Origin of the sequence: Brenneria goodwinii (assembly GCF_002291445.1) — a bacterium.
GTDB lineage: Bacteria > Pseudomonadota > Gammaproteobacteria > Enterobacterales > Enterobacteriaceae > Brenneria > Brenneria goodwinii.
Map to the genome: position 1 here is coordinate 2,785,420 of NZ_CP014137.1, position 24,225 is coordinate 2,809,644.

A 24,225-nucleotide genomic window follows, 5' to 3' on the forward strand; every position below is an offset into this window, starting at 1 on the left:
GAAATAAATCGCTGGATGAAAAAAGAACGCAACCCCTTTCGTGATTATACCGCTGAGTCCGCCCTGTTCGTGCGTCGCGCTTTAGTGGCGTTTCTGGGCGTTTTGCTGCTTTCCGGTGTATTGGTCGCCAATCTCTATCATCTGCAAATTTTACGCGTTGATGACTATCGTACCCGCTCCAACGAAAACCGCATCAAGCTGGTGCCCATTGCCCCCAGCCGCGGTATTATCTACGACCGCAATGGTATTCCGCTGGCGCTGAACCGAACGATTTATCAGTTGGAACTGGTGCCGGAAAAAGTAGATAACCTGCAGGACACGCTGAATGCATTAAGACCGATCGTCAATCTGAGCGATGACGATCTGGACAACTTTGAAAAAGAACGTAAACGCTCGCGCCGTTTCACCTCTATTCCCGTTAAAACCAATCTGGACGAAGTTCAGGTAGCCACTTTCGCCGTTAACCAATACCGTTTTCCCGGCGTTGAAATAAAAGGTTACCAGCGCCGCTATTATCCCTACGGCTCCGCGCTGACTCACGTCATCGGCTATGTCTCAAAAATCAACGATAAAGACGTTGAGCGGTTGAATAAAGAAGAAAGGCTCGCCGATTACGCCGCGACTCACGATATCGGCAAACTGGGCATTGAGCGCCATTACGAAGATTTACTGCACGGCAAACCCGGTTATGAAGAAGTTGAAGTCAATAACCGCGGACGCGTGATCCGCCAGCTCCATGAACAGCCGCCGCAGGCGGGAAAAGATGTCTACCTGACACTCGACCTTAACCTGCAAATGTACATAGAAAAACTGCTGGAAGGCAGCCGCGCGGCGGTTGTCGTCACCGATCCTCGCGACGGCGGTATTCTGGCGCTGGTGTCTACCCCTAGCTATGACCCTAACCTGTTCGTCGACGGCATATCCAGCAAAGACTATAACCAGCTGCGCAACAATCCTGACCGGCCGCTAATCAATCGGGCGACGCAGGGGGTTTACCCGCCGGCATCCACGGTAAAACCCTACATTGCGGTGTCAGCCCTAAGCAGCGGCGTCATTACCACCAACACCACCCTGTTTGATCCCGGATGGTGGCAACTGCCCGGCTCGGAAAAACGTTTTCGCGACTGGAAAAAATGGGGGCACGGCCGGCTTAATCTGACCAAGGCGCTGGAAGAGTCCGCGGATACCTTTTTCTATCAGGTTGCCTATGATATGGGGATTGACCGTTTAGCCGAATGGATGAACAAATTTGGCTACGGCGAGAAAACCGGTATCGACATCTCGGAAGAGAGCGCCGGCAACATGCCGACGCGGGAATGGAAACTCCGGCGTTTCAAGAAGCCCTGGTATCAGGGCGACACCATCCCGGTCGGCATCGGGCAAGGCTATTGGACGTCGACCCCGATACAGATGAACAAAGCGCTGACGACCCTGATTAACGACGGACAGGTAAAAACGCCGCATCTGCTCCACAGCACCAGAGAAAACGGAGAGGTTGTGCCCTACAGTCAACCGGAGCACCAGCAAATTGGCGATATCCATTCCGGCTTCTGGGAAATTGCCAAAGACGGGATGTACGGCGTGGCTAACCGCCCTAACGGCACCGCCCATAAGAGCTTTGAGGATGCGCCTTACAAGATCGCCGCGAAATCCGGTACCGCGCAGGTCTTCGGCCTGAAAGAAAATGAAACTTACAACGCGCATAAGATCGCCGAACATTTGCGTGACCATAAGCTGATGATGGCATTCGCCCCCTATAATAAACCTGAGGTTGCGATGTCGATCATTCTGGAAAATGGGGGAGTCGGCCCAACGGTCGGCACCATCACCCGGCAGATCCTGGATCATATTCTGCTGGGCGATAACAATACTGACTTACCGACCGCGCCGCCGGCGCCGCCGGGCAGCGAAAGCGAGTAACCGACACTCATGACCGATAGCCAACAAAAAGGCTCGATCTGGACCAAAATCCATATCGACCTTCCCTTCCTTCTCTGCGTCCTGGCGTTGCTGGGCTATAGCTTATTCGTCATGTGGAGCGCCAGCGGCCAGGATGCCGGCATGATGGAGCGGAAAGTGGTGCAGATCGTGCTGGGATTGATTGTCATGGTGATCATGGCCCAGATCCCCCCCCGGGTTTATGAGGGGTGGGCGCCATACCTGTACGTTATCTGCGTTATCCTGCTGATGATGGTCGATATTTTCGGCCAGATCAGTAAGGGCGCCCAGCGCTGGCTGGATCTGGGATTTGTGCGTTTCCAACCTTCGGAGATCGCCAAAATCGCGGTTCCGTTAATGGTTGCCCGGTTTATCAACCGCGATATGTGCCCGCCATCGCTCAAAAATACCGCTATCGCACTGGTGATTATCTTTGTGCCGACGCTGCTGGTCGCGGCTCAACCGGACCTGGGCACTTCAATCCTGATCGCCGCCTCCGGGCTATTCGTCCTGTTTCTCGCCGGGATGAGCTGGCGATTAATCGGCGTCGCGCTGCTGCTGGTTGCCGCTTTTATCCCCATCCTGTGGTTCTTCCTGATGCATGACTATCAGCGCGCGCGCGTGATGATGCTGCTTGATCCGGAAAGCGATCCGCTGGGCGCGGGCTATCACATTATTCAGTCGAAGATCGCCATTGGTTCCGGCGGACTTTCCGGCAAAGGCTGGCTGCACGGAACGCAATCTCAGTTGGAATTCCTGCCTGAACGCCATACCGACTTTATCTTCGCGGTACTGGCAGAAGAGCTGGGATTGATCGGCGTACTGATCCTGCTGGCGATGTACCTGTTTTTGATTATGCGCGGTTTGGTGATTGCAGCTAACGCGCAGACCTCATTCGGCCGAGTGATGGTCGGCGGAATGATGTTGATCCTGTTCGTCTATGTTTTCGTCAATATCGGGATGGTCAGTGGTATCCTACCGGTTGTTGGCGTGCCTTTACCGCTGGTCAGCTACGGCGGTTCGGCGCTTGTCGTCCTAATGGCGGGATTTGGTATCATTATGTCGATACATACTCACCGCAAAATGCTATCCAAAAACTTATAACCCGAGGTGAGCAATGCGTAAGGATTGGCTTTGGATTGGCGTCTTAAGTCTGACGCTTTCGGCCTGTACCGTAACGGAACAGCCGCCGGCCCCACCCGCCAGTAATGTTTACAATGGCCCGGTCGAGGAAATAGGCGGCGCCGAGCCACGTTATGAATCCTATAATCCGGGGACATTGCAGGACTATACCGTCAACGGCAGGACTTATCAGATTGTAAAAAACCCGCAAAACTTTAGCGAAACCGGCCTGGCGACCTGGTACGGCGAAGAGGCAAGCGGTAATCGCACCGCTATTGGCGAAGTCTTTGATCCAAACGCGCTGACCGCGGCTCACCCCACCCTGCCATTGCCCAGCTATGTTCGCGTCACCAACCTCAGCAACGGCCGCCGTCTGGTGGTCAGAGTGAACGATCGCGGTCCCTATACGCCGGGCAGAATCATCGACCTGTCGAAAGCGGCCGGCGATCGGTTAAACATATCCAACAACACCAAAGTTAAGGTTGATTTCATCAATGTGGCCCCGGACGGTACGCTTTCCGGCCCTGGCACCATTGGCACCAGCGTGGCAAAACAGAGTTTCTCCCTGCCAGACCGCCCCAGTCTTGGCGCCAGCGGGCTCGGTACGCCAATGATGGAAAGCGCCAATATGCCTACCGGCGCAACCCACCCCATCAGCAATAGCACATTGAATACCTCAACCGATGACGACATGCCGCAAAGCAGTACGCCATCCCGTAGCGGCGGTTTCCTGGGAGCGCCTTCCGCACTGCCTGCCGGCGTACTTGAAACGACGACGGCGCCCGCCGCAACATCGGCTAGCGCGTCTGTAGCGGCCCCCGCCGCGTCAACGACGGGCGGGCGTTACGTGGTCCAGGTCGGCGCGCTGAGCGACCCGCAGCGGGCGCAGACTTGGCTGCGCAGCCTCAGCGAACGGTTTCATGTAACAGGCAATGTCGCCGCCAGCGGCGGGTTATACCGTATTCAGTTGGGGCCATTCCAAAATCGCCAACAAGCGGTTGAACTTCAACAACGTTTATCAGTCGAAGCTCAGCAGCAGTCCTTTATTACTGCCGCACCCGGTTCGCTGTAATAAGGGATGATGTCTTGTCTGGGAGCAGTAACGCTTAAGGGGCGGTGTGACATTTAACACAGCGTCTCTTTAGCAAAATCACGTAACGTAATGTCTGGTGCCCGCCTATTTCTCATCTGCTATAGTGTGGCTCGTTTTTTAACTTATACCCACGGATGTTGTTGTTCCAATCATGAATACTGTAAACACGTCTCGTTTTATTAAACGTACTGCGCTTGGCGCTCTGCTCGCCATTGGTGCGTCCTCCTTTGCTTATGCCGACGATGTCAATATCACCACGATGATCCCCGGCGCACCGCAAATTGATGCAGAATCATACATCCTGATTGATTACAACTCCGGGAAAGTATTGGCTGAAATGAATGCCGATGCGCGCCGCGATCCGGCCAGCCTGACCAAAATGATGACCAGCTATGTCATCGGGCAGGCGATAAAGTCAGGGAAAATTACCCCAAACGACATTGTCACCATCAATAAAGACGCCTGGGCTACCGGTAATCCCGTATTCCAGGGTTCGTCGCTGATGTTCCTGAAGCCGGGCGATCGCGTTTCAGTCGCCCAGCTCAACCGCGGCATTATCCTGCAATCCGGCAATGACGCCTGTGTAGCCATGGCCGATTATGTTGCCGGCAGCCAGGATGCCTTCGTTAATCTGATGAACGGCTATGTGAAGGCTCTCGGCCTGCAAAACACCAACTTTGAAACCGTGCATGGTCTGGATGCCGCCGGTCAGTTCAGCTCCGCACGGGATATGGCATCGATCGGTCAGGCGCTAATCCGCGACGTTCCGGATGAATACGCGACCTATAAAGAAAAAGAATTTACCTTTAACAATATCCGGCAGACCAACCGTAACGGTCTGCTGTGGGATACCAGCCTGAATGTGGACGGCATTAAAACCGGACATACCTCGGCGGCGGGGTATAATCTGGTGGCTTCCGCAACCGAAGGCCAGATGCGGCTTATTTCGGCGGTTATGGGGGGGCGCACCTTCAAAGGACGTGAAACCGAAAGTAAAAAACTGCTGACCTGGGGATTCCGTTTCTTTGAAACCGTGGCGCCGCTGAAAGCGGATAAAGAATTCGCTTCAGAACCCGTTTGGTTTGGCGACAACGATCGCGTTGCCCTGGGAGTGGAAAAAGATGTTTATCTGACCATTCCTCGCGGCCGGATGAAAGATCTGAAAGCCAGTTATGTGCTGACCAATACCGAACTGCACGCGCCGCTGGGTAAGAATCAGGTCGTTGGTTCGATCAACTTCCAGTTGGACGGCAAAACCATTGACCAGCGCCCGCTGGTGGTGATGAATGAAGTCAAAGAAGGCGGTATTTTCAGCCGCATGATCGACTACGTCAAACTGATGTTCCACCACTGGTTCGGCTGATCCCTATTGTAAAAGGGCAACTTGTCCCCATATTTAAATCAAGTCATTAACTCCCGTCCTTGCGGCGGGAGTTATAATTTGTATATACCCCATGCCAACTGGAGCGCAGATGAAAACCAAATTAAATGAACTGCTCGAATTCCCCTGCCCTTTTACTTACAAGGTGATGGGATTAGCAAAACCAGAATTGGTCGATCAGGTTGTTGAAGTCATACAGCGCCATGCTCCGGGCGATTACACGCCACAAATCAAGCCCAGCAGCAAGGGGAATTACCACTCCGTTTCCATTACCATTAACGCCACACATATTGAGCAGGTGGAAACGTTGTATGAAGAGCTGGGTAATATTGAAATCGTACGCATGGTTCTGTAACGTCATCCCGGCGGTATAGGACAGTTCGACAGCCTGCGCAGGATATCAAAGGCGGGAAACGCTGTTCGTAGACACCTCCCGCCGTTATAATCGCGGCTATCCTTCCTTAACCTGAAGGTGACACGTTTGCTACAGGATAAGATCATCGTACGTCAATTGGGCGTACAACCTTACGAACCCGTTTCGCTGGCGATGCACGAATTCACCGATCTGCGCGACGATAAGACGCTGGATGAAATCTGGCTGGTTCAACATCCCCCGGTATTTACCCAAGGCCAGGCCGGCAAAGCAGAACATGTTTTGATGCCCGGCGATATTCCGGTCATACAGAGCGACCGGGGCGGCCAGGTTACCTATCATGGCCCTGGTCAACTGGTCATGTACGTACTGGTTGATTTAAAACGGCGTAAATTGGGCGTTCGGCTATTAGTCTCGGCCATTGAAAACACGGTAGTGAATACCCTGGCTCATTTTCATATTGAGGCCCATGCGCGAGCTGACGCGCCGGGCGTTTATGTCGGCGAACGTAAAATCTGCTCCCTGGGGCTACGTATTCGCAAAGGTTGTTCCTTTCATGGATTGGCGTTGAATATCGCCATGGATCTGTCGCCTTTCCTGCGCATCAATCCCTGTGGCTATGCCGGAATGCAGATGGCGCAGGTAAGCGATTATGTCCCTGGCGTTACGGTGGAAGATACGGCTCCCGTTTTGCTTAAGTCATTCCGGCAGCTATTGGGTTATCAGCAATGTGAATTGATAGACTGGGACTTCGCCGCACAGGGTGCGCCGGCGCCAAAGCGGGACAACCGGCCAAGCTAACAGTCAATCACATTTTATTTACATAAATTCTTCATTTTGGCTAAGCAATAGCTGAATCTCGCCGGATAATGATGATATAATTTCGAGAGTTTTTTAAAAAATTTTTTAATAAAACATATAATCCTTTGAATTTTATTAATAAGTTCAAAAAAGCGATTAAGAACTGGAACTTACGCAAACATGAGTAAACCTATTCAGATCGAACGCGGCGTAAAATACCGCGATGCCGATAAAATGGCGCTAATTCCGGTGCGGACCGTGGTCACTGAACGGCAGGAAATGTTACGCAAGCCTGAATGGATGAGAATCAAACTCCCGGCAGACTCCAGCCGCATTCAGGGCATCAAAGCCGCTATGCGTAAAAATGGGCTGCACTCGGTTTGCGAAGAGGCCTCCTGCCCCAATCTGGCGGAATGTTTCAACCACGGCACCGCCACCTTTATGATCCTGGGCGCGATCTGTACTCGCCGCTGTCCGTTCTGTGATGTTGCCCATGGCCGACCGCTAACGCCAGATGCCAACGAGCCGGAAAAACTGGCGCAGACGATCCACGATATGGGGCTGCGCTATGTGGTGATTACCTCGGTTGACCGTGATGACCTGCGTGACGGCGGAGCCCAGCATTTCGCTGACTGTATCAGCGCCATTCGCCGTAAGAATCCGCAAATCCGCATCGAAACGCTGGTTCCCGACTTTCGTGGCCGTATGGATCGGGCATTAGAGATTCTGACGGTAACGCCGCCGGACGTTTTCAACCATAATCTTGAAAACATTCCGCGCCTTTATCGCCAGGTTCGCCCGGGCGCCAACTATGAATGGTCGCTGAAACTGCTGGAAAACTTCAAAAACGCTCACCCGGACATCCCGACGAAATCCGGGCTGATGGTCGGACTTGGCGAAACCAATGCCGAAATCGTGGACGTCATGCGCGATCTGCGCCGCCATGGTGTTACCATGCTGACGCTGGGACAATACCTGCAACCGAGCCGCCATCACCTGCCGGTACAGCGTTATGTCAGCCCTGAAGAGTTTGATGAGATGAAAGCCGAAGCGATGGCTATGGGCTTTACCCATGCGGCCTGCGGCCCGTTTGTACGCTCGTCCTACCATGCCGATTTGCAGGCAAAAGGCATCGAAGTGAAATAAACGGGAAAATAAGCTAGCGCTAAGCAGCTTTCGCCCTCAACAGCGCGCAATATGCGCGCTTATATTTAGTTACAGAATTAGCGAACGGGCGGTAAAACCGACCGTTCGCCTGTGCTATCAGATTACGACTTTTTATGCTGGGTGTCGTTGATAGCGGTAGATTCGTCTGACGTTACGTTATTAGCGGACTGATCGTCATTCATCGCTTTTTTGAAACCTTTGATTGCCGCGCCGAGATCGCCGCCCAGGCTGCGTAACTTATTGGTTCCGAAAAGCAAAACAATCAATGCGCCGATGACCAATAGCTTGGCAATACTGATACCTTCCATACTTACCTACCTGATTACAGATGCTGGATAAGCCAGCGAACGAATAACATAATCTCTATGTAAAACCTTACCGCCAACAAAACAATCGCCTTCTGTAACAAAGTAAGACGCCACGCTAGATTCCACTGCGGTTATCTCAACCCGTGCCGAATCGATTTACAACTTTTGCTGATGGAGAGCTATAAAATTACGGCAAGAAAGCGTAGGCTTTTCCGTGCAAAACGGAGATGACATTCCTCCATAACCGCCATTCGGCTGATGATGTCTATGCACTTCTCGAAGAGAAGGCGTAGCATCGTGACTGCTCTTCTTCGAGATACCCCTTAATGTTCGATGTTAAATAAAAGGTGTCTATGTATATTAGTATGTTGCTTGTTGTATTTGTTGGTGGTGGGCTCGGAAGTGTTGCGCGTTGGATGTTAAGCCTGAAGTTCAACGGTAACGGTTATTCTCTGCCGGTGGGAACGCTGCTCGCCAACCTGATCGGGGCATTTATTATCGGTGCGGCATTGGCCTACTTTCTGCGCCACCCACAGCTCGATCAGCATTGGAAAATACTTATTACGACTGGGCTGTGTGGCGGATTAACCACATTCTCGACATTTTCGATGGAGACCGTCATGTTCCTGCAAAGCGGAAATCTGGCGGCGGCGGGTCTGAATGTACTATTGAATCTGGCGGGATCGTTGTTGCTGACGGCCGTGGCTTTCACGCTGGTCACCTGGCTCATCGCCCATTAGTACGGAACCAGCCCGACATACCGCGTTTTAACGCGTTTCCTATGCTCCAACAGCGACAGCAGCATTTATATTAATCCTGTAGGAGGCGACCGTCCTCTCACTGTACCGTACCTACAGCGCCCCATACGGCGTTTTATCATCAATAGCGTTGTAGGGGCTGTCGCTCCCATTAAAAAAAACCCGCCATAAGGCGGGTTTTTCAAGAAATCGGTATAATTAAATAGCGATAACGTTAGCAGCAGATGGACCTTTCGCACCGCTAGTGATTTCAAACTCTACACGCTGACCTTCAGCCAGAGTTTTGAAGCCATTGCTCTGGATGGCAGAGAAATGTACGAACACGTCTTTGCTACCATCTTCTGGAGTAATGAAACCGAATCCTTTGGACTCATTAAACCACTTAACGCTACCTTTAATCTTAGACATCAAACTTACCTTTAACATGAATGAAAGACACAAAATCTGTGTCGAGTACAGTACAGCAATAGATGGCTCATTTGTCCAGTTTAAGATGGATAAAACGTGATAAAAATCGCTAAAAAAAACGGTCGGACAAATTTGAGGGCAAGTTTTAACAATATTAATATGTTAGCCTGGTACGTTGAACGTTACTAATCACTTTTTATGGTATCAGGCAAACAGAGGAAAGCATTGATGAAAACGCTGGGCCTCATCGGGGGAATGAGTTGGGAATCGACTATCCCTTACTACAGTACGATAAACGAATATGTCAAAAATCAGCTTGGCGGACTGCACTCAGCCAAAATCATATTGCATAGCGTCGATTTTCACGACATCGAGCAGTTGCAGTCGCAAGGTGATTGGCAGCAGGCCGCACGGGTATTGTCCGACATCGCCATGGGATTAGAAAAAGCGGGCGCAGAAGCCATAGTGATCTGCACCAACACCATGCACAAAGTGGCGGATGCCGTTGAAAACGCCAGCCAACTTCCTCTTTTACACATCGCCGACGCCACCGGTGAAAGCATCGCTAAACAGGGCATGAAAAAAGTTGGTCTGTTGGGAACCCGCTATACGATGGAACAGGATTTTTACCGGCAGCGCATCCACGACCGCTATGGCATAGACGTTATCATTCCAGATTCGGCGGGAAGAGAGACGGTGAATCGCGTCATTTATGAGGAACTGTGTCAGGGAAAAATCGACGCTGGATCTCGTCAGGCGTACCGGGAGATCATCACGCAGCTTGAGCGACAAGGAGCCGAAGGCATTATTCTCGGCTGTACCGAAATACCGCTGTTGCTAAGCGCGGACGATGCCAACGTTCCTCTTTTTGACACCACAACCTTACACGCCATTGCCGCAGCCAAGTATGCGTTATCGTAAGATAACAATAAGTTACATTAAAAAATATTTACTTTTACGCCAGAACAAATAATAGCCTCTTTTAATTACTAAGGTTTCCTCATTTTGGCTAAAAATAAAGCAGCATGGGAAATCAATGCTGCTTGGTTTCTTCGATCTTATTCCTGGCGGGCAATGACAGGTGCGGCTTTAATTATTATTTGCGTAACATTGCTTCAATAAAATCTTTCCAATTACTGACTTCTACTTCGATCATGCTAACCTCTTGGTAATTAATTGCGCGTATTATACGCACATTTTTTAATCAGGTGAAACGTTCTGAAAGTATAAAAAGTGTACTACACCACATTTTTACATCTCGGCTCACGGTGGACCTCGCCGTTTTTTTTCGGCATGCTGGTCGATTACGATGTCAGGCTCATATTCCCGCACTACGCCATTCGACACTCACGATGTAACCTTTGGATCTGAAAGGATATTAATCACAATGACGCTGACCATGTACGGTATCAAAAACTGCGACACCATTAAAAAAGCCCGTCGCTGGCTGGAAGAACAACAGATTGATTACCGTTTTCATGACTATCGCGCCGACGGTCTAGACCCACAGCGCCTTGAGCATTTTATTGCTCTGCTAGGCTGGCAGCCATTAATCAACACACGCGGCACCACCTGGCGTAAACTAAGCGAAGAGCAACGCAGCATAATTAATAGCAATACCGCCGACAGTGAAAAGGCGGCCGTTGCATTGATGCTTGAACAGCCAGCGGTTATCAAGCGGCCGCTGTTAGTGACAAACGATGGAAAAGCGCTGCTTGGCTTCAGCGCAGACAGCTATCAGGAATTTATTGCGGAGAACAAATAACGTGTCTTGTCCGGTTATCGAACTAGCCCAACAGTTAATCAAGCGCCCTTCCCTTAGTCCAAATGATGAAGGCTGCCAGCAATTAATGACTGAGCGTCTGAAAGCCATCGGTTTCACCATTGAACCGATGGACTTTGGCGATACCCAAAACTTCTGGGCATGGCGCGGCACCGGTAAAACATTGGCGTTTGCCGGGCATACCGATGTGGTGCCAAGCGGTGATGAAAACCTCTGGCAGTACCCGCCCTTTGAACCCACGATCCGCGACGGCATGTTATATGGTCGTGGAGCGGCCGATATGAAAGGTTCGCTGGCGGCGATGGTCGTTGCCGCAGAACGTTTTGTCGCGGCGCATCCCAACCATCAGGGCAGGCTGGCGTTCCTGATCACCTCAGATGAAGAGGCCAGTTGCGTGAATGGTACGGTCAAGGTCGTTGACGCCCTGATGGCGCGTAATGAACAGCTCGATTATTGCCTGGTGGGCGAACCGTCAAGCACCAATGTGGTGGGTGACGTTGTGAAAAATGGGCGCCGCGGCTCTATCACCGCCAATCTCCGGATTCATGGCGTTCAGGGACATGTCGCCTATCCGCATCTGGCAGATAACCCGATACACCGGGCCATGCCCGCGCTCAACGAGCTGGTTGCCACCGAGTGGGATCGGGGCAATGCGTTTTTCCCGCCGACCAGCATGCAAATCGCCAACGTTCAGGCTGGCACAGGCAGCAATAACGTTATTCCCGGAGAACTGTTCGTACAGTTTAATTTCCGCTTCAGCACCGAATTGACGGATGAAGCGATTAAACAACGGGTAGCGGAGCTGCTAGACCGTCACCGGCTGAACTACACCATTAACTGGAATCTCTCCGGCCAGCCATTTCTGACCGCACAGGGTGAACTTGTCGATGCCGTGGTGAATGCGGTACGGCATTACAGTGAAGTCACACCGCAATTATTAACCAACGGCGGCACATCCGACGGACGTTTTATCGCCCGCATGGGGGCTCAGGTTGTTGAACTTGGGCCCGTCAACGCAACCATTCACAAAGTGGATGAATGCGTCAACGCCGCAGACTTACAACTGCTGAGCCGGATGTATCAGCGCATTATGGAGCAATTGATCGCATGATTACTCATGCCATGCTAACCGGAAAGGATGATAGCCATTTGGTTACGCTGAGCGGCCATCATCGCCTTCAGCTTGAAGCGGTCATCGCATTTGAAACGTTACAGCGCGCGGCGGAAAAAGACGGATTTAATCTACAGCCCGCCAGTACATTTCGTGACTTTGATCGCCAGCGTTTGATCTGGAATGGCAAATTCAAGGGAGAACGCCCGGTAATGGGCAAAGATGGCCGCCCGCTGGATGTGTTGACGCTTAACGAGGGCGATCGCTGTAAAGCGATTCTACGCTGGTCCGCGATGCCGGGAGCCAGCCGCCACCACTGGGGCAGCGATCTGGATATTTACGATCCCGGCCTTCTACCGGAAGGACAGCGGCTAATGCTGGAACCCTGGGAATATGAATCCGGTGGCTATTTCGCTCCGCTTAATAACTGGTTAAGTCAGCATATGCATGAATTCGGCTTTTATCGTCCTTATGAGCACGATCTCGGCGGGGTCGCCGCGGAACCCTGGCATATCAGCTATTATCCATTAGCACAGCATGCGGAAAAACAGCTTACGTCCGGTATTATTCTGTCGGCCTGGCAAGGAGAGGACATCGCAGGTTATGACTGGCTATGCGAACACTTACCGCTGCTGTTTACCCGCTTCATAAACAACGTTGACGGAGCTTAATTATGGCGTGGCTGGCGGATTACTGGTGGATCATTCTTATTATCCTGATCGGTATGCTAATAAATGGCATCAAGGAACTGCGCAATGTCGATCACAAGCGCTTTTTGATGAACAAGCCCAAGCTGCCTCCGCATCGTGATAACAACGATAAGTGGGATGACGAGGAGGACGACTGGCCGCAGAAAAAGCCGTGAAACCCGGTCGGCCAGCGCTGAAAAAAACGATATTCATTATTATGATGCCAAGCTATTGTCATGCCGCAGATGCGTCAGCGCATGATTTAGCATGCGCTCATCAATCCCATGCCCCTGTCCGGGCGCCACATCCAATGTGAACAATGTCCCTAAAGTCTGAAAACGCTGCGCGGCGGCGTGGGCGTGATCGACGGTGATGACTCCGTCGGCGTCGCCATGAATCAGATGAACCACGACATCGGTGAATGGTTTTTCCGGCAAAACGGCGAAGCGACCGCTGAATGCGATAATTCGCCCGGCCAAATGCGGTTCTGATTTCAACGCTTCCAGCGACATGATGGATCCTTGAGAAAATCCCACCAACGTTGTTTGCTGAAAACCGACGCCGCTTTTAAGCTGCCAGTCACGCACGGTGGCGGCAAAACGTGGGACCACCGCTTCAATACGGGATAAGCGATTGGTTTCCGTCACGCCCTGCACGGAAAACCATTGGCGGCCTTCTCCGTACCCGCTACTGAACGGACCACCGACACTCACCACCAGCGCCTGCGGAAATGCGGCGGCGAAATAACGGCCGATCTGAGCCATACCCGCTGGCGTATCACCTACCCCATGAAACAGTAAAAACAGCTGCTGGGGAACATCTGGATTTTGTACAACAACATATTCCTGGCTCATTCTCTTTCTCCTGAAAGCAACCGACGCGGTATCGCCAACGGTCAGTTCATCAATAGCGGTTGAGGTTCACTATACGCCGCGCTATTTCAGGTGAAATCGGGAATTATTGAATAAGATGTTCCATTTTTTGCAGCAAAAGAGCGATTTACGGCAGATCGGATTGATCCGGTTGCGGCCCTTCAACCCAGTCACGCCAGCGGATACAGGCTGTTGTATCACGCTGCCGCAGCGCTTCCGCCACTTCGTCGCGCCACTGTCGCAACAGCGCTTTTTTCCCCGGCAGACCGAGTATTTTCACGCCCCGTTCACTGTTACCGGGGGCTTCAACCAGTAAACGCAATGCCGGCAACGCCAAAGGGGAACTAAGCGCCAGCCGGGACAGCGACGCCAGGCTGGATTCCATTGGCCGATGGGCAAAGGCGAAACCAGCCAGCGTGCGCCAATCTTCCCGATCCAGATCCGTCGCTTCATCCTGCGGCAGCGGCAAATCCAGCGGAATAAGACGGCGCAGCCAGAACCAATCCCGCTTCAGCTGTCGGGCGCTTTGCGCCGTCAGCGACTGGCCTTCGGCGCTCAGAGGCAATAACGCCATCGCGCTGTAACAGCCGCTGCTGGCCTCAAGATGGCTGCCGATGCGCACCAGTTGAAAACCGCATGAGCGCCAAAACGCCCACAAATCCGGCTGATAACCAAAACTGACCGACAGATAATCCACTCCCTGAGCTTGCGCCGTCCGCTGCTGAAACTCGACCAGGGCGCGCCCTATGCCCTGTCGCCGGTAAGCCGCCGTTATCGCAATGCGGCTAATGCGCCGAGAACGGAGCATCGGCGCAGTCCACTGCCCCGCATGAGCCGCTAGCGACTGCGCAACCAGATTGCCGCGCGGACGGCGGCGCCCGGCCCAGACCTCATGCGCCAATTCGGCAGACAGACCGCCTTCACCCACCATCCACAACACGCCGTTGAGCGAACCGGATACGCTGGCGCTGCACACGCGCATGCCGGGGGCGTCCAACAAACGGCGTAAATCAAGGGGAGAAGTCCGGTAGTGAGCGCTGCATAACAAGGCATAGCATTGCTGTAAACGCTGCGGATGCCGGAGCCAGTCGTCGGCGCTTTCTTCTCTGAGTTCGGGTACAGAGCGTGGTTGAACAGGCTTGATATCGTCATATGACTCGGTAAACAGCAGCGCATTATCCAGTACGCATTCCAGCGGATCGCTTTTAGCCCAGCGTAGCGGTTCGTCCAGGGTGAACGCTTGCCATTGCGGCAGTGACGCACAAAACTTCAGTAAGAAACCGCGCCCGGTGCCTTCATATCCCTGCACGGTGGTGGTCATCAAAATACGGGGAAAATGCGACAGCAGCGCCGTCAATAGCGAAGAGGGAATCGCCGCCGCTTCATCGACCAACAGCCAGTCAACCGCTGGCGGCGGATTCGATCGGCAATGTTCCAGCAGCGCATCCGGCGCCCAAAACCGAGTATCTTCTCTGGCATGCTGTTGCAGTACGTCCGCGGCGGAGCGGGAAGGCGCGGTCGCCCAGCATATTCCCGTACAGCGCTGGCTCAACATGCCGGCCAGCGCCGATTTTCCCCGGCCCCGCGGCGCTGTGACCACATAAACGCCCGGCGGCGCCGCGCTCAACTGTTGTAAAATACGCTGTTGCCGTGCCGTTGGGTCGCCGTCGGCCGGTCGCCAGTCGGGCCGGGGATGAAGCGGCCTGACGGCCAACGTCGCACCCTGACGCCAAATAACGGCTTCATCATCCGCCAGCAAATGTTGCTGAAGGTGGCGGACAAAATGGGGCGTGGCTATGGGCTGCGGTCGTTCGCTCCAACGCAGGCTGTCTTCATCAGCCCGATCCGGCCACGACTGCCATTCAGGCACCAATAGTATCAGCCAACTTCCCGCCCGCAGCGTGCCCGCCGCCATCGCCCAGGCTTCCACATCCAGCCCCCGCCGGGCATCAAATATCGCATGGCTGAACTCCCGTCCGAGCAAGGTACGCACCTTCCCGGCGGGCAAAGACGTCATGCCTTCTGGCCCGTGGGAGCCGATCCACAGCCAGTCGCCGTCCAGTTGACGACAGAGCGTTAACGCCTGAGCTTGACACCAGTCAGGCTCCCCGCTGAGCGCCAGCAGACGCCGCACGCCGCTACGCAGTTGTTGGCGCTGGCTATTGACGAAATCAGAAGAGAGACTGGTCATCGGTAGCAAAAACGATCAGGTTTTGCCGATCAGTAAAGAAAGGATACCTGCGGCAATCAGCGGCCCGACGGGAACGCCGCGAAACAACGCCACGCCCATCACCGTTCCCACCAGCAGCCCGGCGACCACCGAAGGTTGATTGCTCATCAGGGACACGCCTCGCCCCCCCAACCAGGACACCAATACGCCAATAACAATCGCCAGTATCGATTTCCAGCTCATAAAAGAGTTGATGACGTCTGCCGCGGTGATTTTGCCACTGGCAATAGGCGCCATCACACCAATGGTGAGAATGACAATCCCAATGGTCAGACCGTACTTCTCTACCCACGGGAAAAAGTTATTTAGCGGGGTAATGCGCACAACCAGTAAAAGCAGAATAGCCAGCGTAACGGTCATGTTGTGGCTGATAATTCCTAGTCCGGCCAGAACCAGTAGAATCAACAGTGTTGGATCAAAAAAAGTCATAGAAGAACACTATTCCTGAAAAAGCCGTAAACCCAGACGGCGTAAATGGCGTGCAATTATAACACCAAAAAGAGAATGTCACGCCCTATCATCCGGGGTCGTTTGAAATGCCTGTTTTTACAAGCATGACGAGTATTTCGGGAGGGAGACGAATAACCTGGAATGAAGTGCCTTACGATTATCATTGCCCAATAAAAAAACCAAAAACATCATAAACGATGATATTTTCACGACAACAAAAAACACGTAATACGTTGAAGTTAAATCAAAAACTAAAAACATCGACTATTGTTTGAACAAACATAAAACAATATTATTTATGTTTTTCCATGGATGAATCTATTTATGAGTAGCAGACGAGATATTATAGACGGTGCCCAATTTGATACCCTCCGAAACGGACTCGTTTATACCGAAGTGCTAGGTTGGATCGATATGGGCCATGCCAGAGGCGATGATATAAAAGCGCTCTTTCATCAATTCCAAATTGGCGAAATCAGCAACAATCCGCATTACACAATCGTATATGACCAAAACATGTATATAGGGCGCTTTAATCGTTGTATCGGGGTAGGGAAGTATACTAAATGGGTTATCCAAAAAGGCAGGACGACCGACGAAATAAATCGCATAATGCTTGCCATGATGATGATAACCGCCTCAAATTTCGAAGGGTTGCAGTCTCTACGACATTTTTCCTGGTACACCGACAGTGGCTTTAGTGGAGAAGATTTAGTCTCTGACCTATTCGGCTTTTACAAGACATTAATACCAAGTCGTTATAGTCATCACGTCAAACCGGTCAGCTATGAATCTGCACTCAGGCGTTGGGATTATTATGGTCCAGTCGGAGTTAACAAAAATAGGGGATTTACACCGATTATCTACCCAGATCCGCAAAATCCATGTGTACGGCACAGCCCATATCGAAAACAGCTACCCCATTTTATGACATGGATAAAACCCTGGGATGATTTCACATCCGGTAAGGTAGAAGTTTTCACTAATAACGGCACTAAACTTTCATTCAACAAACGAGTTTATCCAGGGCAATGCTAATGCAAAAATCTTTAAAGTGGATTCTACTAGCGCTAATTCTTTACGCCCTTGGCGATTTTGTTTTGGGAACCTGGCTTGACAAGCGAATTGCAGAGAATCCGGCATACACGAAAAGTGATGTGCTTATCTATAAACATTTTACAGACAAAGATATTGCCGATACGCCAAAAATTTCGCGCAATTATCATTTCGAATATCATATTGGCGATGGCTATGCACCTACCAACGAAATTGTCTTTCATCATGCCAGCGATCTTGTTCCACTACGTGATTATCTAAAGAAACTTGGCTATGAAAAGGCACCCAAGCCTTATGGAGACGCTGAAGTCTGGAGAAGACCGACAAAGAAAAGCGATACCTTTTATCTGTGGCATATCAAAGAGAGTAATGAAATAAAATTATCCAAAACATTTGCCCATATTCAATAGGTCAGATGGCCGCATATTATTCGCCGATAAAACTATACGCAGAACACTGGGTTCTGCGTATAGAACGAAAACGATTGCGCTATTAGTCTAATTTTATGCCAAGACGGTGTGCGACTTCTTCATAGGCTTCGATCAGGCCGCCGAGACTTTGACGGAAACGGTCTTTGTCCATCTTGTTCAGCGTGGCTTTATCCCACAGACGGCTGCCGTCCGGCGAGAATTCATCACCCAGCGTCACTTCGCCTTTAAACAAACCAAATTCCAGTTTGAAATCCACCAGAATCAGTCCCGCATCATCAAACAGTTTGCTCAGGACTTCATTGGCCTTGTAGCTGAGTTCCTTCATGCGAGCGAGGTTCTTTTCACTTACCCAGCCAAAGGTTTTGCAATAGGACTCATTGACCATAGGGTCGTGCATGGCGTCATTTTTCAGGAACAGGTCGAACAGCGGAGGATTAAGGACAATCCCTTCCTCAACGCCCAGGCGTTTTACCAATGAACCTGCGGCACGGTTACGTACCACACATTCTACCGGCACCATATCCAGTTTTTTCACCAGCACTTCGTTATCAGAAAGCAGGCTCACCATCTGGGTCGGGATCCCGGCTTCTTCCAGTTTGCTCATGATGAAATGGTTGAACTTATTATTCACCATTCCTTTACGATCAAACTGCTCAATGCGAGCTCCATCCCCTGCTGACGTATCATTACGAAACTCCAGCACCAGCAGGTCAGGATCTTCGGTGGTGTAGACAGTTTTTGCCTTCCCACGATACAACTCAGCTAGCTTTTGCATCTTTTATTACTCCACACAATGAGGGCCACCGCACACGGCCCGAGAATTTAACGTCCATCCCCTGCTTACCTGAGATCGCTCTGTTATCGGCAACCTCTACCGCATCGAATCACCGGCATGAATCAACACGTCAGATCCGTTCGCTATACCGCACAGCAATCCCAGTCATTTGGGTATCGATTTTTTAATGAAGAAGGGTCGGATAATCCGACCCTATACCCTTCATCTTTCAAATTGCAGATGCGTTGGCAACCTAATTACTCGGCCCTTCCCTGGGTCTCGCCCGTAAAGAGCCAACGCTTTACATTGTTCAGAACGACAACGTTTTGTCCTGCACCTTGAAATCTATTGGGTATATAAATTACTTAATTGAATGCCGCCTGGAATACGGACACCAGCGCGTCATTCTGCGACTGGCTTAGCGTATGTCCTTTGGAGTCGATAAATTGCAGACTGCTGCGGTTATCAAGATCGCCGACCTGTAATTTGTACTTGCCATTGGGAAGCTCAGGATCTTTCGTTCCCAAGGTATCCCAGGTACCGCTGCCCGGCGCTCTATAAGTAATGGAAACGGAGCCCTGAGGACGGCTGCGATCGTCAACTTCCATACCGATTTTGCTCAACGCAGCCGGTAAACGATCCCATACCAGGACATAGGGGCCACGAACCACCAGCAGCGGCAGACCGGTATCATCAGCGCCGCTCTGCACATCCAGCGAACCACTGTTGCGGTGCGCCTGCGCGTTTTCACGCTCGGTCGCCTGACTATCCAATGACTCGGTAATGGTATTCAGCATCAACCCGGCGTAGCGTTGAACCTGTACCGGGTCGGTAACGGGATTATTCTGCTGCTCCAGCGCCAACAGGGTAACGATGACCGCGGTCTGATACCCCTGTTGCTGAACGGCTACCTGGTAACGTCCCCGATATTGGAGATCTTCATCCTGACGCACCCAGGTGATCCAGTCCGTCGTCAGCGTTTGGTTAGCATCCTGGCGGTCGGCAATGGTGAAATTCTTCTCTTGTAAAGCACGAACCACCTGAGGCCAAAGCTGGCTGTTTTGCGCGCTGCTTTCCAATAACAGCGATGCCGTGTTACCCGAGCTCTGGGTACGAGAACCATTCAACAAAGCCAATGGCTGCAACGGAGGACGAATATCCAGCTCTTTACCTACGGCACCGTTCAGGGTGACCGGCGGTACATCATAATCCCCATTTTGCACCGGTAAAATCATACCGGCCGGCGTGTTCAACGCTTTTGGCGCCGGCGTATGCAGATAAGACTCATCGCCACTCACCTGACGCTTATAGCGCTGATCGCTGGAACACGCAGCCAACAACATCACCAACGATACGCCAACGACTTTTGCCACCATCGACTTTTGTAATGAACCAGTCATTAAATCTCCCTAACGGTTACAGCAAACCAGCTTGCTTCAATGCGCGCGCCAGCACCGTTTGACCGGATTCAGTCAATGGCGTCATGGGCAGGCGAAGCGTATCGGTCGCCATGAGTCCCAATTCCTTACAGGCCCACTTCACCGGAATAGGATTGGGTTCAACAAATAATTTCTGATGCAACGGCATCAGGCGCTGATTTAAACGGCGCGCTTCAACAAAATTGCCCTGCGCCGCCAACCTGCAAAGTTCAGCCATTTCACGCGCGGCGATATTCGCCGTAACGGAAATCACCCCTTTGCCGCCTAGTTGCATAAAATCTAAACCGCTGGCGTCATCGCCGCTCAGCAGAATAAAATCTTCACTAACCAGCTCTTGGATCTGACTTACCCGACTTAAGTTCCCTGTCGCTTCTTTAATAGCCACAATATTTTTGATTTCGGACAGGCGCGCGACCGTTTCCGGCAACATGTCGCAGCCCGTACGCGAAGGTACGTTATAGAGAATTTGCGGCAGATCGGTATGTTCGGCAATCGCTTTGAAGTGTTGATACAACCCTTCCTGCGTGGGTCGGTTGTAATATGGCGTTACCGTCAGGCAACCCACGACCCCGGTATCATGGAACCGCTTGGTCAGTGAAATCCCTTCAGCGGTGGCATTGGCGCCGGTTCCGGCAATCACCGGGATGCGGCCGTCGCTCAGTTCCAACGTCATCATAACGACATCGCCATGTTCTTCATGACTCAGCGTGGCGGATTCGCCCGTCGTTCCAACGGAAACAATCGCCGATGTGCCGCTAGCGACATGATAATCAATAAGTTTTTTCAGGCTCGCCCGGTCGACGGCGCCTTTGGCGTCCATCGGCGTAACCAGCGCAACAATACTTCCCGTAAACATTGGCCATTCCCTCCACAAACAAGTTCTTCATGGTACTTTTGACCTCTATGCAAAAGCAAGCGCGCAACGGTGTTGTAAGCACTTGGCGCACGGTTTTTTTGATGTCGGGCATCCCGCCGGCCGCAGGTGCGCACTTTATGGCGGGCTGTCCTTGCCCGCCACCCTCCGGGCCGCTGCAAGCAGCGTTAAAAATTGCTCCCGGCTTTTTTATGGCGGGCTGTCCTTGCCCGCCACCCTCCGGGCCGCTGCAAGCAGCGTTAAAAATTGCTCCCGGCAATTTTTTATGTTTACCTTGTGGTTTTCATGGGGAAGCACAGGACGTACGATTTTGTCGAGCTTACAAGAACACTATCTGGTTATCACCGCTGTAGGGGCCGACCGCCCAGGAATTGTTAACGCGATTACCCGTCACGTCAGCAGTTGCGGTTGTAATATCGAAGATAGCCGTCTTGCCATGCTGGGCGAAGAATTTACGTTTATCATGCTGCTCTCCGGGAGTTGGAACGCCATCACGCTGATCGAATCCACCCTGCCGCTGAAAGGGGCGGAAATGGATTTATTGATCGTGATGAAACGGACGGAATCACAAGCCCGGCCGCCGATGCCATCCACCGTTTGGGTTAAAGTGGATGTAACGGATTCGCCGCACATCATTGAGCGTTTTACCGATCTATTTGACTCTCACCAGATGAACATTGCCGAATTAGTGTCCAAAACCCAACCAGCAGAGGGAAATCAACCTCCGCAGTTGTATATTCAAATCACCGCGCACAGTCCTGCCACGTTGGACGGTTCAATTATTGAGCCGGCCTTTTATCAGCTATGTACAGAACTGCACGCACAAGGCAGTATTAGCGTCGTGAACTATCCACAGCATGAAGAAAAAGACGGAGAGTAGTGATGAATACACTGAAAGCCGGTGATATCGCACCGAAATTTAGCTTGCCCGACCAGGACGGCGAACAAGTGAATTTAACCGACTTCCAGGGGCAGAAAGTATTGGTTTATTTCTACCCTAAAGCCATGACCCCCGGGTGTACCGTCCAGGCTTGCGGTCTGCGTGACAACATGGACGAGCTAAAAAAATATGGCGTGGAAGTCATTGGCATCAGCACGGACAAACCCGAGAAACTGTCCCTTTTCGCCGAAAAAGAGTTACTAAACTTTACCCTGTTATCTGATGAGGACCACCAGGTTTCAGCACAATTTGGCGTATGGGGCGAGAAAACGTTCATGGGGAAAACCTATGACGGCATTCATCGCATCAGCTTTCTGCTTGATGAAAATGGCAAAGTCATCAAGGTGTTTGATGATTTTAAAACCAGCAATCACCATGATATCGTCCTGGAGTACCTGAAAACGGCCTGAGTCGCCCGTTTTTAGTCATCTCGCCGGCATCTTGCACAAGATGTCGGTACATACCATCGCCAGCCTGAGCGTCAGAAGAAGGATATTCCCGGCCTGCCCCACGATTTTCCCGTATAAATATTTCTTTGTGCGCCCGCGCTGGCTAAGATGGTTAATAGAATCCTCCATATATATACCCAATAGATTTCGAGTTGCATCAAGGCGGCGGCCGAATGACAAATCCGCCCGCAGCGGATCTAAGCGCAGCCCGCAGGGGCAAGGCTCAGAGATGGGGCGAGTAATATAAGGGAAGCCAACACCGATGCAGCTTGAAAGATGAAGGGGATAGATGTTGATAAGGTTATCTTCCGTTATGTCTAGCCGGTTAAGAAAAACGGTCATCGCCGTCCTGACGGGGGCGTTATTGACCAGTAATATGCTTCCTGTCCAGGCCGAGATCCAGGATCAACTGCCAGAGATCGGCACCACGGCCGGCAATACGCTTAGCATCAATCAGGAAGTGGCCATGGGCGATTTTTATGTCCGCCAATTGCGTTCCGGCGCGCCGTTAATCAACGATCCGCTGCTATCCAATTACATCAACCAATTAGGCAACCGGCTGGTCAAACAGGCCAATTCTGTACGCACCCCCTTTCACTTCTTCCTGATTCACAATGACGACATCAACGCCTTTGCCTTCTTTGGCGGTAATGTCGTCCTGCACTCGTCGCTGTTTTACTATGCGGACAACGAAAGCGAGCTGGCTTCGGTATTGGCGCATGAAATCTCGCACGTTACGCAGCGCCACCTGGCGCGTACCATGGAGTCGCAACAGCGGAATGCGCCGTTGACCTGGGTCGGCGCGCTGGGTTCCATTCTGCTGGCGATGGCCAACCCGCAGTTGGGGATGGCGGCACTGAGCGGCACGATAGCAGGAAGCCAGCAAGGGCTGATTACCTTCACCCAGGCCAATGAGCAGGAAGCGGATCGCATCGGTATTCAGGTGTTGCAACGCGCCGGCTTCGATCCGCAGGCCATGCCGAATTTCCTGCAAAAACTGGCCGATCAGTCACGATATTCATCCAAGCCGCCAGAAATATTGCTGACTCACCCCTTGCCGGAAAGTCGGTTGTCCGATGCGCGCAACCGAGCAAACCAGATGCGCTCCACGCCGGTTCAGTCCTCCCAGGATTTCCTGTTTGCCAAAGTGCGCACCTTCGGCATGTATGGTACAGCGGAGCGACCGCTGAGCGATGATTTGCTGAATACCTGGGCGAAGGGAAATGTCCGCGAACAGTTGGCCGCCAAATACGGCGAGGCGATCCGCTTTTATCAGGCCAAAAAATACGATGACGCGCGCAACGTATTGCAACCCTTGCTGAATAACGCCCCTAACAATCCGTGGTTCCTGGATTTAATGACCGATATCGATTTAGGACAAAATCGCGCGGCACAGGCTATCGCACGGCTGGAGAAAGCATCGGGCTTACAAACCAACCCCGTGCTTCAGCTCAATTTGGCAAACGCCTATGTCGAGGGGAAACAGCCTGCCGCCGCGAGCAAAATCCTCTACCGCTACACCTACGCCCACCCTGACGACCCCAACGGTTGGGATTTGCTGGCGCAGGCTTCCGCCGCGCAAGGCGCTCGCGCGGAAGAATTATCCGCCCGGGCGGAAAGCCTGGCACTGACCGGAAATCTCGATCAATCGATCCGGTTACTGAGCAACGCCAGTTCGCTGGTAAAACTTGGCAGTTTGGAACAGGCGCGCTACGACGCCCGTATCGACCAGCTACGCCAGCTTCAACAACGTTTTCGTCAGTATCAGAAATCCTGA

At 51.9% G+C, this 24,225-nt stretch carries 27 protein-coding genes and 1 riboswitch; of the genes, 18 read left to right on the forward strand and 9 right to left on the reverse strand.

All coding sequences use genetic code 11. The annotated features are described in order from the left end of the window. The first annotated feature begins 15 nt into the window (after positions 1 to 15). From mrdA to lipA, 7 genes are all read left to right on the forward strand, one after another. Positions 16 to 1,920, forward strand: coding sequence for a peptidoglycan DD-transpeptidase MrdA (mrdA, locus tag ACN28R_RS12485; RefSeq protein ID WP_048635697.1), 1,905 nt, complete (start codon positions 16 to 18; stop codon positions 1,918 to 1,920). A gap of 9 nt (positions 1,921 to 1,929) precedes the next feature. Further along, entirely contained in the window at positions 1,930 to 3,042 is a 1,113-nt protein-coding gene (gene mrdB / locus ACN28R_RS12490; protein WP_048635698.1) for a peptidoglycan glycosyltransferase MrdB, read from the forward strand. Between the two features lie 13 nt (positions 3,043 to 3,055). Further along, positions 3,056 to 4,132 (forward strand): endolytic peptidoglycan transglycosylase RlpA, encoded by a 1,077-nt coding sequence (rlpA, locus tag ACN28R_RS12495; RefSeq protein ID WP_095834573.1) that lies wholly within the window; start codon positions 3,056 to 3,058, stop codon positions 4,130 to 4,132. Between the two features lie 172 nt (positions 4,133 to 4,304). After that, positions 4,305 to 5,516 carry a D-alanyl-D-alanine carboxypeptidase DacA gene (dacA, locus tag ACN28R_RS12500; protein ID WP_095834574.1) on the forward strand — a complete coding sequence of 404 codons (1,212 nt, stop codon included), beginning with the start codon at positions 4,305 to 4,307 and terminating at the stop codon, positions 5,514 to 5,516. A 109-nt stretch (positions 5,517 to 5,625) separates the two neighbouring features. Then, positions 5,626 to 5,889, forward strand: coding sequence for a DUF493 family protein YbeD (gene ybeD / locus ACN28R_RS12505; protein WP_048635701.1), 264 nt, complete (start codon positions 5,626 to 5,628; stop codon positions 5,887 to 5,889). A 117-nt stretch (positions 5,890 to 6,006) separates the two neighbouring features. Next, entirely contained in the window at positions 6,007 to 6,708 is a 702-nt protein-coding gene (gene lipB, locus ACN28R_RS12510) for a lipoyl(octanoyl) transferase LipB (protein WP_183092037.1), read from the forward strand. A gap of 180 nt (positions 6,709 to 6,888) precedes the next feature. Then, the gene (lipA, locus tag ACN28R_RS12515; RefSeq protein ID WP_048635703.1) at positions 6,889 to 7,854 is read left to right on the forward strand and encodes a lipoyl synthase; all 966 of its coding nucleotides are present in this window, start codon (positions 6,889 to 6,891) and stop codon (positions 7,852 to 7,854) included. Positions 7,855 to 7,976: 122 nt separating this feature from the next. Here lipA and tatE read toward each other — a convergent pair whose 3' ends face one another. Then, positions 7,977 to 8,183 (reverse strand): twin-arginine translocase subunit TatE, encoded by a 207-nt coding sequence (gene tatE, locus ACN28R_RS12520; protein ID WP_048635704.1) that lies wholly within the window; start codon positions 8,181 to 8,183, stop codon positions 7,977 to 7,979. A gap of 214 nt (positions 8,184 to 8,397) precedes the next feature. Beyond that, positions 8,398 to 8,458, forward strand: a riboswitch (Fluoride riboswitch). Between the two features lie 78 nt (positions 8,459 to 8,536). Between tatE and crcB the strand changes: the two genes are divergently transcribed. Then, positions 8,537 to 8,923, forward strand: coding sequence for a fluoride efflux transporter CrcB (gene crcB / locus ACN28R_RS12525; RefSeq protein ID WP_048635705.1), 387 nt, complete (start codon positions 8,537 to 8,539; stop codon positions 8,921 to 8,923). A 216-nt stretch (positions 8,924 to 9,139) separates the two neighbouring features. On the opposite strand, the gene cspE is transcribed toward crcB, so the two are convergent. Further along, a complete protein-coding gene (gene cspE / locus ACN28R_RS12530) occupies positions 9,140 to 9,349 on the reverse strand; it encodes a transcription antiterminator/RNA stability regulator CspE (protein WP_009113827.1) in 210 nt (69 codons plus the stop codon). A 228-nt stretch (positions 9,350 to 9,577) separates the two neighbouring features. Between cspE and ACN28R_RS12535 the strand changes: the two genes are divergently transcribed. Continuing rightward, positions 9,578 to 10,270 carry an aspartate/glutamate racemase family protein gene (locus tag ACN28R_RS12535; RefSeq protein WP_095834576.1) on the forward strand — a complete coding sequence of 231 codons (693 nt, stop codon included), beginning with the start codon at positions 9,578 to 9,580 and terminating at the stop codon, positions 10,268 to 10,270. 175 nt (positions 10,271 to 10,445) lie between these two features. Here ACN28R_RS12535 and ypfM read toward each other — a convergent pair whose 3' ends face one another. After that, on the reverse strand, positions 10,446 to 10,505 hold the full coding sequence (ypfM, locus tag ACN28R_RS12540) for a protein YpfM (protein WP_109053067.1): 60 nt from the start codon (positions 10,503 to 10,505) through the stop codon (positions 10,446 to 10,448). Positions 10,506 to 10,736: 231 nt separating this feature from the next. Between ypfM and ACN28R_RS12545 the strand changes: the two genes are divergently transcribed. Genes ACN28R_RS12545 through ACN28R_RS12560 form a run of 4 tightly spaced genes read left to right on the forward strand, consistent with a single transcriptional unit; the run spans position 10,737 to position 13,108 of the window. After that, positions 10,737 to 11,114, forward strand: coding sequence for an ArsC family reductase (locus tag ACN28R_RS12545; RefSeq protein WP_048635707.1), 378 nt, complete (start codon positions 10,737 to 10,739; stop codon positions 11,112 to 11,114). A 1-nt stretch (position 11,115) separates the two neighbouring features. After that, positions 11,116 to 12,243, forward strand: coding sequence for a succinyl-diaminopimelate desuccinylase (gene dapE, locus ACN28R_RS12550; RefSeq protein WP_095834577.1), 1,128 nt, complete (start codon positions 11,116 to 11,118; stop codon positions 12,241 to 12,243). After that, the gene (locus tag ACN28R_RS12555) at positions 12,240 to 12,914 is read left to right on the forward strand and encodes a M15 family metallopeptidase (RefSeq protein ID WP_095834578.1); all 675 of its coding nucleotides are present in this window, start codon (positions 12,240 to 12,242) and stop codon (positions 12,912 to 12,914) included. The genes dapE and ACN28R_RS12555 overlap by 4 nt, the downstream gene beginning before the upstream one ends. A 2-nt stretch (positions 12,915 to 12,916) precedes the next feature. After that, a complete protein-coding gene (locus ACN28R_RS12560) occupies positions 12,917 to 13,108 on the forward strand; it encodes a YpfN family protein (RefSeq protein WP_048635710.1) in 192 nt (63 codons plus the stop codon). Between the two features lie 39 nt (positions 13,109 to 13,147). Here ACN28R_RS12560 and ypfH read toward each other — a convergent pair whose 3' ends face one another. The 3 genes from ypfH to ACN28R_RS12575 form a co-directional block, all read right to left on the reverse strand. Further along, on the reverse strand, positions 13,148 to 13,786 hold the full coding sequence (gene ypfH / locus ACN28R_RS12565) for an esterase (protein WP_095834579.1): 639 nt from the start codon (positions 13,784 to 13,786) through the stop codon (positions 13,148 to 13,150). Between the two features lie 145 nt (positions 13,787 to 13,931). Next, positions 13,932 to 15,995: a tRNA(Met) cytidine acetyltransferase TmcA gene (locus tag ACN28R_RS12570; RefSeq protein WP_095834580.1), complete on the reverse strand. Its 2,064-nt coding sequence runs from the start codon at positions 15,993 to 15,995 to the stop codon at positions 13,932 to 13,934. Positions 15,996 to 16,010: 15 nt separating this feature from the next. Beyond that, the gene (locus ACN28R_RS12575) at positions 16,011 to 16,463 is read right to left on the reverse strand and encodes a DUF441 domain-containing protein (RefSeq protein ID WP_095834581.1); all 453 of its coding nucleotides are present in this window, start codon (positions 16,461 to 16,463) and stop codon (positions 16,011 to 16,013) included. Positions 16,464 to 16,808: 345 nt separating this feature from the next. Between ACN28R_RS12575 and ACN28R_RS12580 the strand changes: the two genes are divergently transcribed. Together ACN28R_RS12580 and ACN28R_RS12585 are read left to right on the forward strand one after the other, a co-directional pair. Continuing rightward, positions 16,809 to 17,522: a hypothetical protein gene (locus ACN28R_RS12580; protein WP_095834582.1), complete on the forward strand. Its 714-nt coding sequence runs from the start codon at positions 16,809 to 16,811 to the stop codon at positions 17,520 to 17,522. Beyond that, entirely contained in the window at positions 17,522 to 17,950 is a 429-nt protein-coding gene (locus ACN28R_RS12585) for a hypothetical protein (RefSeq protein WP_095834583.1), read from the forward strand. The genes ACN28R_RS12580 and ACN28R_RS12585 overlap by 1 nt, the downstream gene beginning before the upstream one ends. Positions 17,951 to 18,032: 82 nt before the next feature. Here ACN28R_RS12585 and purC read toward each other — a convergent pair whose 3' ends face one another. The 3 genes from purC to dapA form a co-directional block, all read right to left on the reverse strand. After that, positions 18,033 to 18,746 carry a phosphoribosylaminoimidazolesuccinocarboxamide synthase gene (purC, locus tag ACN28R_RS12590; protein WP_048635713.1) on the reverse strand — a complete coding sequence of 238 codons (714 nt, stop codon included), beginning with the start codon at positions 18,744 to 18,746 and terminating at the stop codon, positions 18,033 to 18,035. Between the two features lie 365 nt (positions 18,747 to 19,111). Then, a complete protein-coding gene (gene bamC, locus ACN28R_RS12595) occupies positions 19,112 to 20,146 on the reverse strand; it encodes an outer membrane protein assembly factor BamC (RefSeq protein ID WP_048635714.1) in 1,035 nt (344 codons plus the stop codon). Positions 20,147 to 20,162: 16 nt separating this feature from the next. Further along, positions 20,163 to 21,041, reverse strand: a complete 879-nt coding sequence (gene dapA / locus ACN28R_RS12600) for a 4-hydroxy-tetrahydrodipicolinate synthase (protein WP_095834584.1) — start codon at positions 21,039 to 21,041, stop codon at positions 20,163 to 20,165. Positions 21,042 to 21,324: 283 nt separating this feature from the next. On the opposite strand from dapA, the gene ACN28R_RS12605 reads away from it, so the two are divergent. The 3 genes from ACN28R_RS12605 to bepA all read left to right on the forward strand — a co-directional run bounded on the left by ACN28R_RS12605 (position 21,325) and on the right by bepA (position 24,225). After that, on the forward strand, positions 21,325 to 21,939 hold the full coding sequence (locus ACN28R_RS12605) for a glycine cleavage system transcriptional repressor (protein ID WP_048635716.1): 615 nt from the start codon (positions 21,325 to 21,327) through the stop codon (positions 21,937 to 21,939). A 2-nt stretch (positions 21,940 to 21,941) separates the two neighbouring features. Next, entirely contained in the window at positions 21,942 to 22,409 is a 468-nt protein-coding gene (gene bcp, locus ACN28R_RS12610; RefSeq protein WP_048635717.1) for a thioredoxin-dependent thiol peroxidase, read from the forward strand. Positions 22,410 to 22,761: 352 nt separating this feature from the next. Further along, positions 22,762 to 24,225: a beta-barrel assembly-enhancing protease gene (bepA, locus tag ACN28R_RS12615; protein WP_048635718.1), complete on the forward strand. Its 1,464-nt coding sequence runs from the start codon at positions 22,762 to 22,764 to the stop codon at positions 24,223 to 24,225.

Excerpts from the sequence above, each read along its gene's own strand:
- mrdA (WP_048635697.1), top strand. The coding sequence starts at position 16 with ATGAAAAAAGAACGCAACCCCTTTCGTGATTATACCGCTGAGTCCGCC.
- mrdB (WP_048635698.1), top strand. The coding sequence starts at position 1,930 with ATGACCGATAGCCAACAAAAAGGCTCGATCTGGACCAAAATCCATATC.
- rlpA (WP_095834573.1), top strand. The coding sequence starts at position 3,056 with ATGCGTAAGGATTGGCTTTGGATTGGCGTCTTAAGTCTGACGCTTTCG.
- dacA (WP_095834574.1), top strand. The coding sequence starts at position 4,305 with ATGAATACTGTAAACACGTCTCGTTTTATTAAACGTACTGCGCTTGGC.
- ybeD (WP_048635701.1), top strand. The coding sequence starts at position 5,626 with ATGAAAACCAAATTAAATGAACTGCTCGAATTCCCCTGCCCTTTTACT.
- lipA (WP_048635703.1), top strand. The coding sequence starts at position 6,889 with ATGAGTAAACCTATTCAGATCGAACGCGGCGTAAAATACCGCGATGCC.
- tatE (WP_048635704.1), bottom strand. The coding sequence starts at position 8,183 with ATGGAAGGTATCAGTATTGCCAAGCTATTGGTCATCGGCGCATTGATT.
- crcB (WP_048635705.1), top strand. The coding sequence starts at position 8,537 with ATGTATATTAGTATGTTGCTTGTTGTATTTGTTGGTGGTGGGCTCGGA.
- cspE (WP_009113827.1), bottom strand. The coding sequence starts at position 9,349 with ATGTCTAAGATTAAAGGTAGCGTTAAGTGGTTTAATGAGTCCAAAGGA.
- ACN28R_RS12535 (WP_095834576.1), top strand. The coding sequence starts at position 9,578 with ATGAAAACGCTGGGCCTCATCGGGGGAATGAGTTGGGAATCGACTATC.
- ACN28R_RS12545 (WP_048635707.1), top strand. The coding sequence starts at position 10,737 with ATGACGCTGACCATGTACGGTATCAAAAACTGCGACACCATTAAAAAA.
- ACN28R_RS12555 (WP_095834578.1), top strand. The coding sequence starts at position 12,240 with ATGATTACTCATGCCATGCTAACCGGAAAGGATGATAGCCATTTGGTT.
- ACN28R_RS12560 (WP_048635710.1), top strand. The coding sequence starts at position 12,917 with ATGGCGTGGCTGGCGGATTACTGGTGGATCATTCTTATTATCCTGATC.
- ypfH (WP_095834579.1), bottom strand. The coding sequence starts at position 13,786 with ATGAGCCAGGAATATGTTGTTGTACAAAATCCAGATGTTCCCCAGCAG.
- ACN28R_RS12570 (WP_095834580.1), bottom strand. The coding sequence starts at position 15,995 with ATGACCAGTCTCTCTTCTGATTTCGTCAATAGCCAGCGCCAACAACTG.
- ACN28R_RS12575 (WP_095834581.1), bottom strand. The coding sequence starts at position 16,463 with ATGACTTTTTTTGATCCAACACTGTTGATTCTACTGGTTCTGGCCGGA.
- ACN28R_RS12580 (WP_095834582.1), top strand. The coding sequence starts at position 16,809 with ATGAGTAGCAGACGAGATATTATAGACGGTGCCCAATTTGATACCCTC.
- ACN28R_RS12585 (WP_095834583.1), top strand. The coding sequence starts at position 17,522 with ATGCAAAAATCTTTAAAGTGGATTCTACTAGCGCTAATTCTTTACGCC.
- purC (WP_048635713.1), bottom strand. The coding sequence starts at position 18,746 with ATGCAAAAGCTAGCTGAGTTGTATCGTGGGAAGGCAAAAACTGTCTAC.
- bamC (WP_048635714.1), bottom strand. The coding sequence starts at position 20,146 with ATGACTGGTTCATTACAAAAGTCGATGGTGGCAAAAGTCGTTGGCGTA.
- dapA (WP_095834584.1), bottom strand. The coding sequence starts at position 21,041 with ATGTTTACGGGAAGTATTGTTGCGCTGGTTACGCCGATGGACGCCAAA.
- ACN28R_RS12605 (WP_048635716.1), top strand. The coding sequence starts at position 21,325 with ATGTTTACCTTGTGGTTTTCATGGGGAAGCACAGGACGTACGATTTTG.
- bcp (WP_048635717.1), top strand. The coding sequence starts at position 21,942 with ATGAATACACTGAAAGCCGGTGATATCGCACCGAAATTTAGCTTGCCC.
- bepA (WP_048635718.1), top strand. The coding sequence starts at position 22,762 with ATGTCTAGCCGGTTAAGAAAAACGGTCATCGCCGTCCTGACGGGGGCG.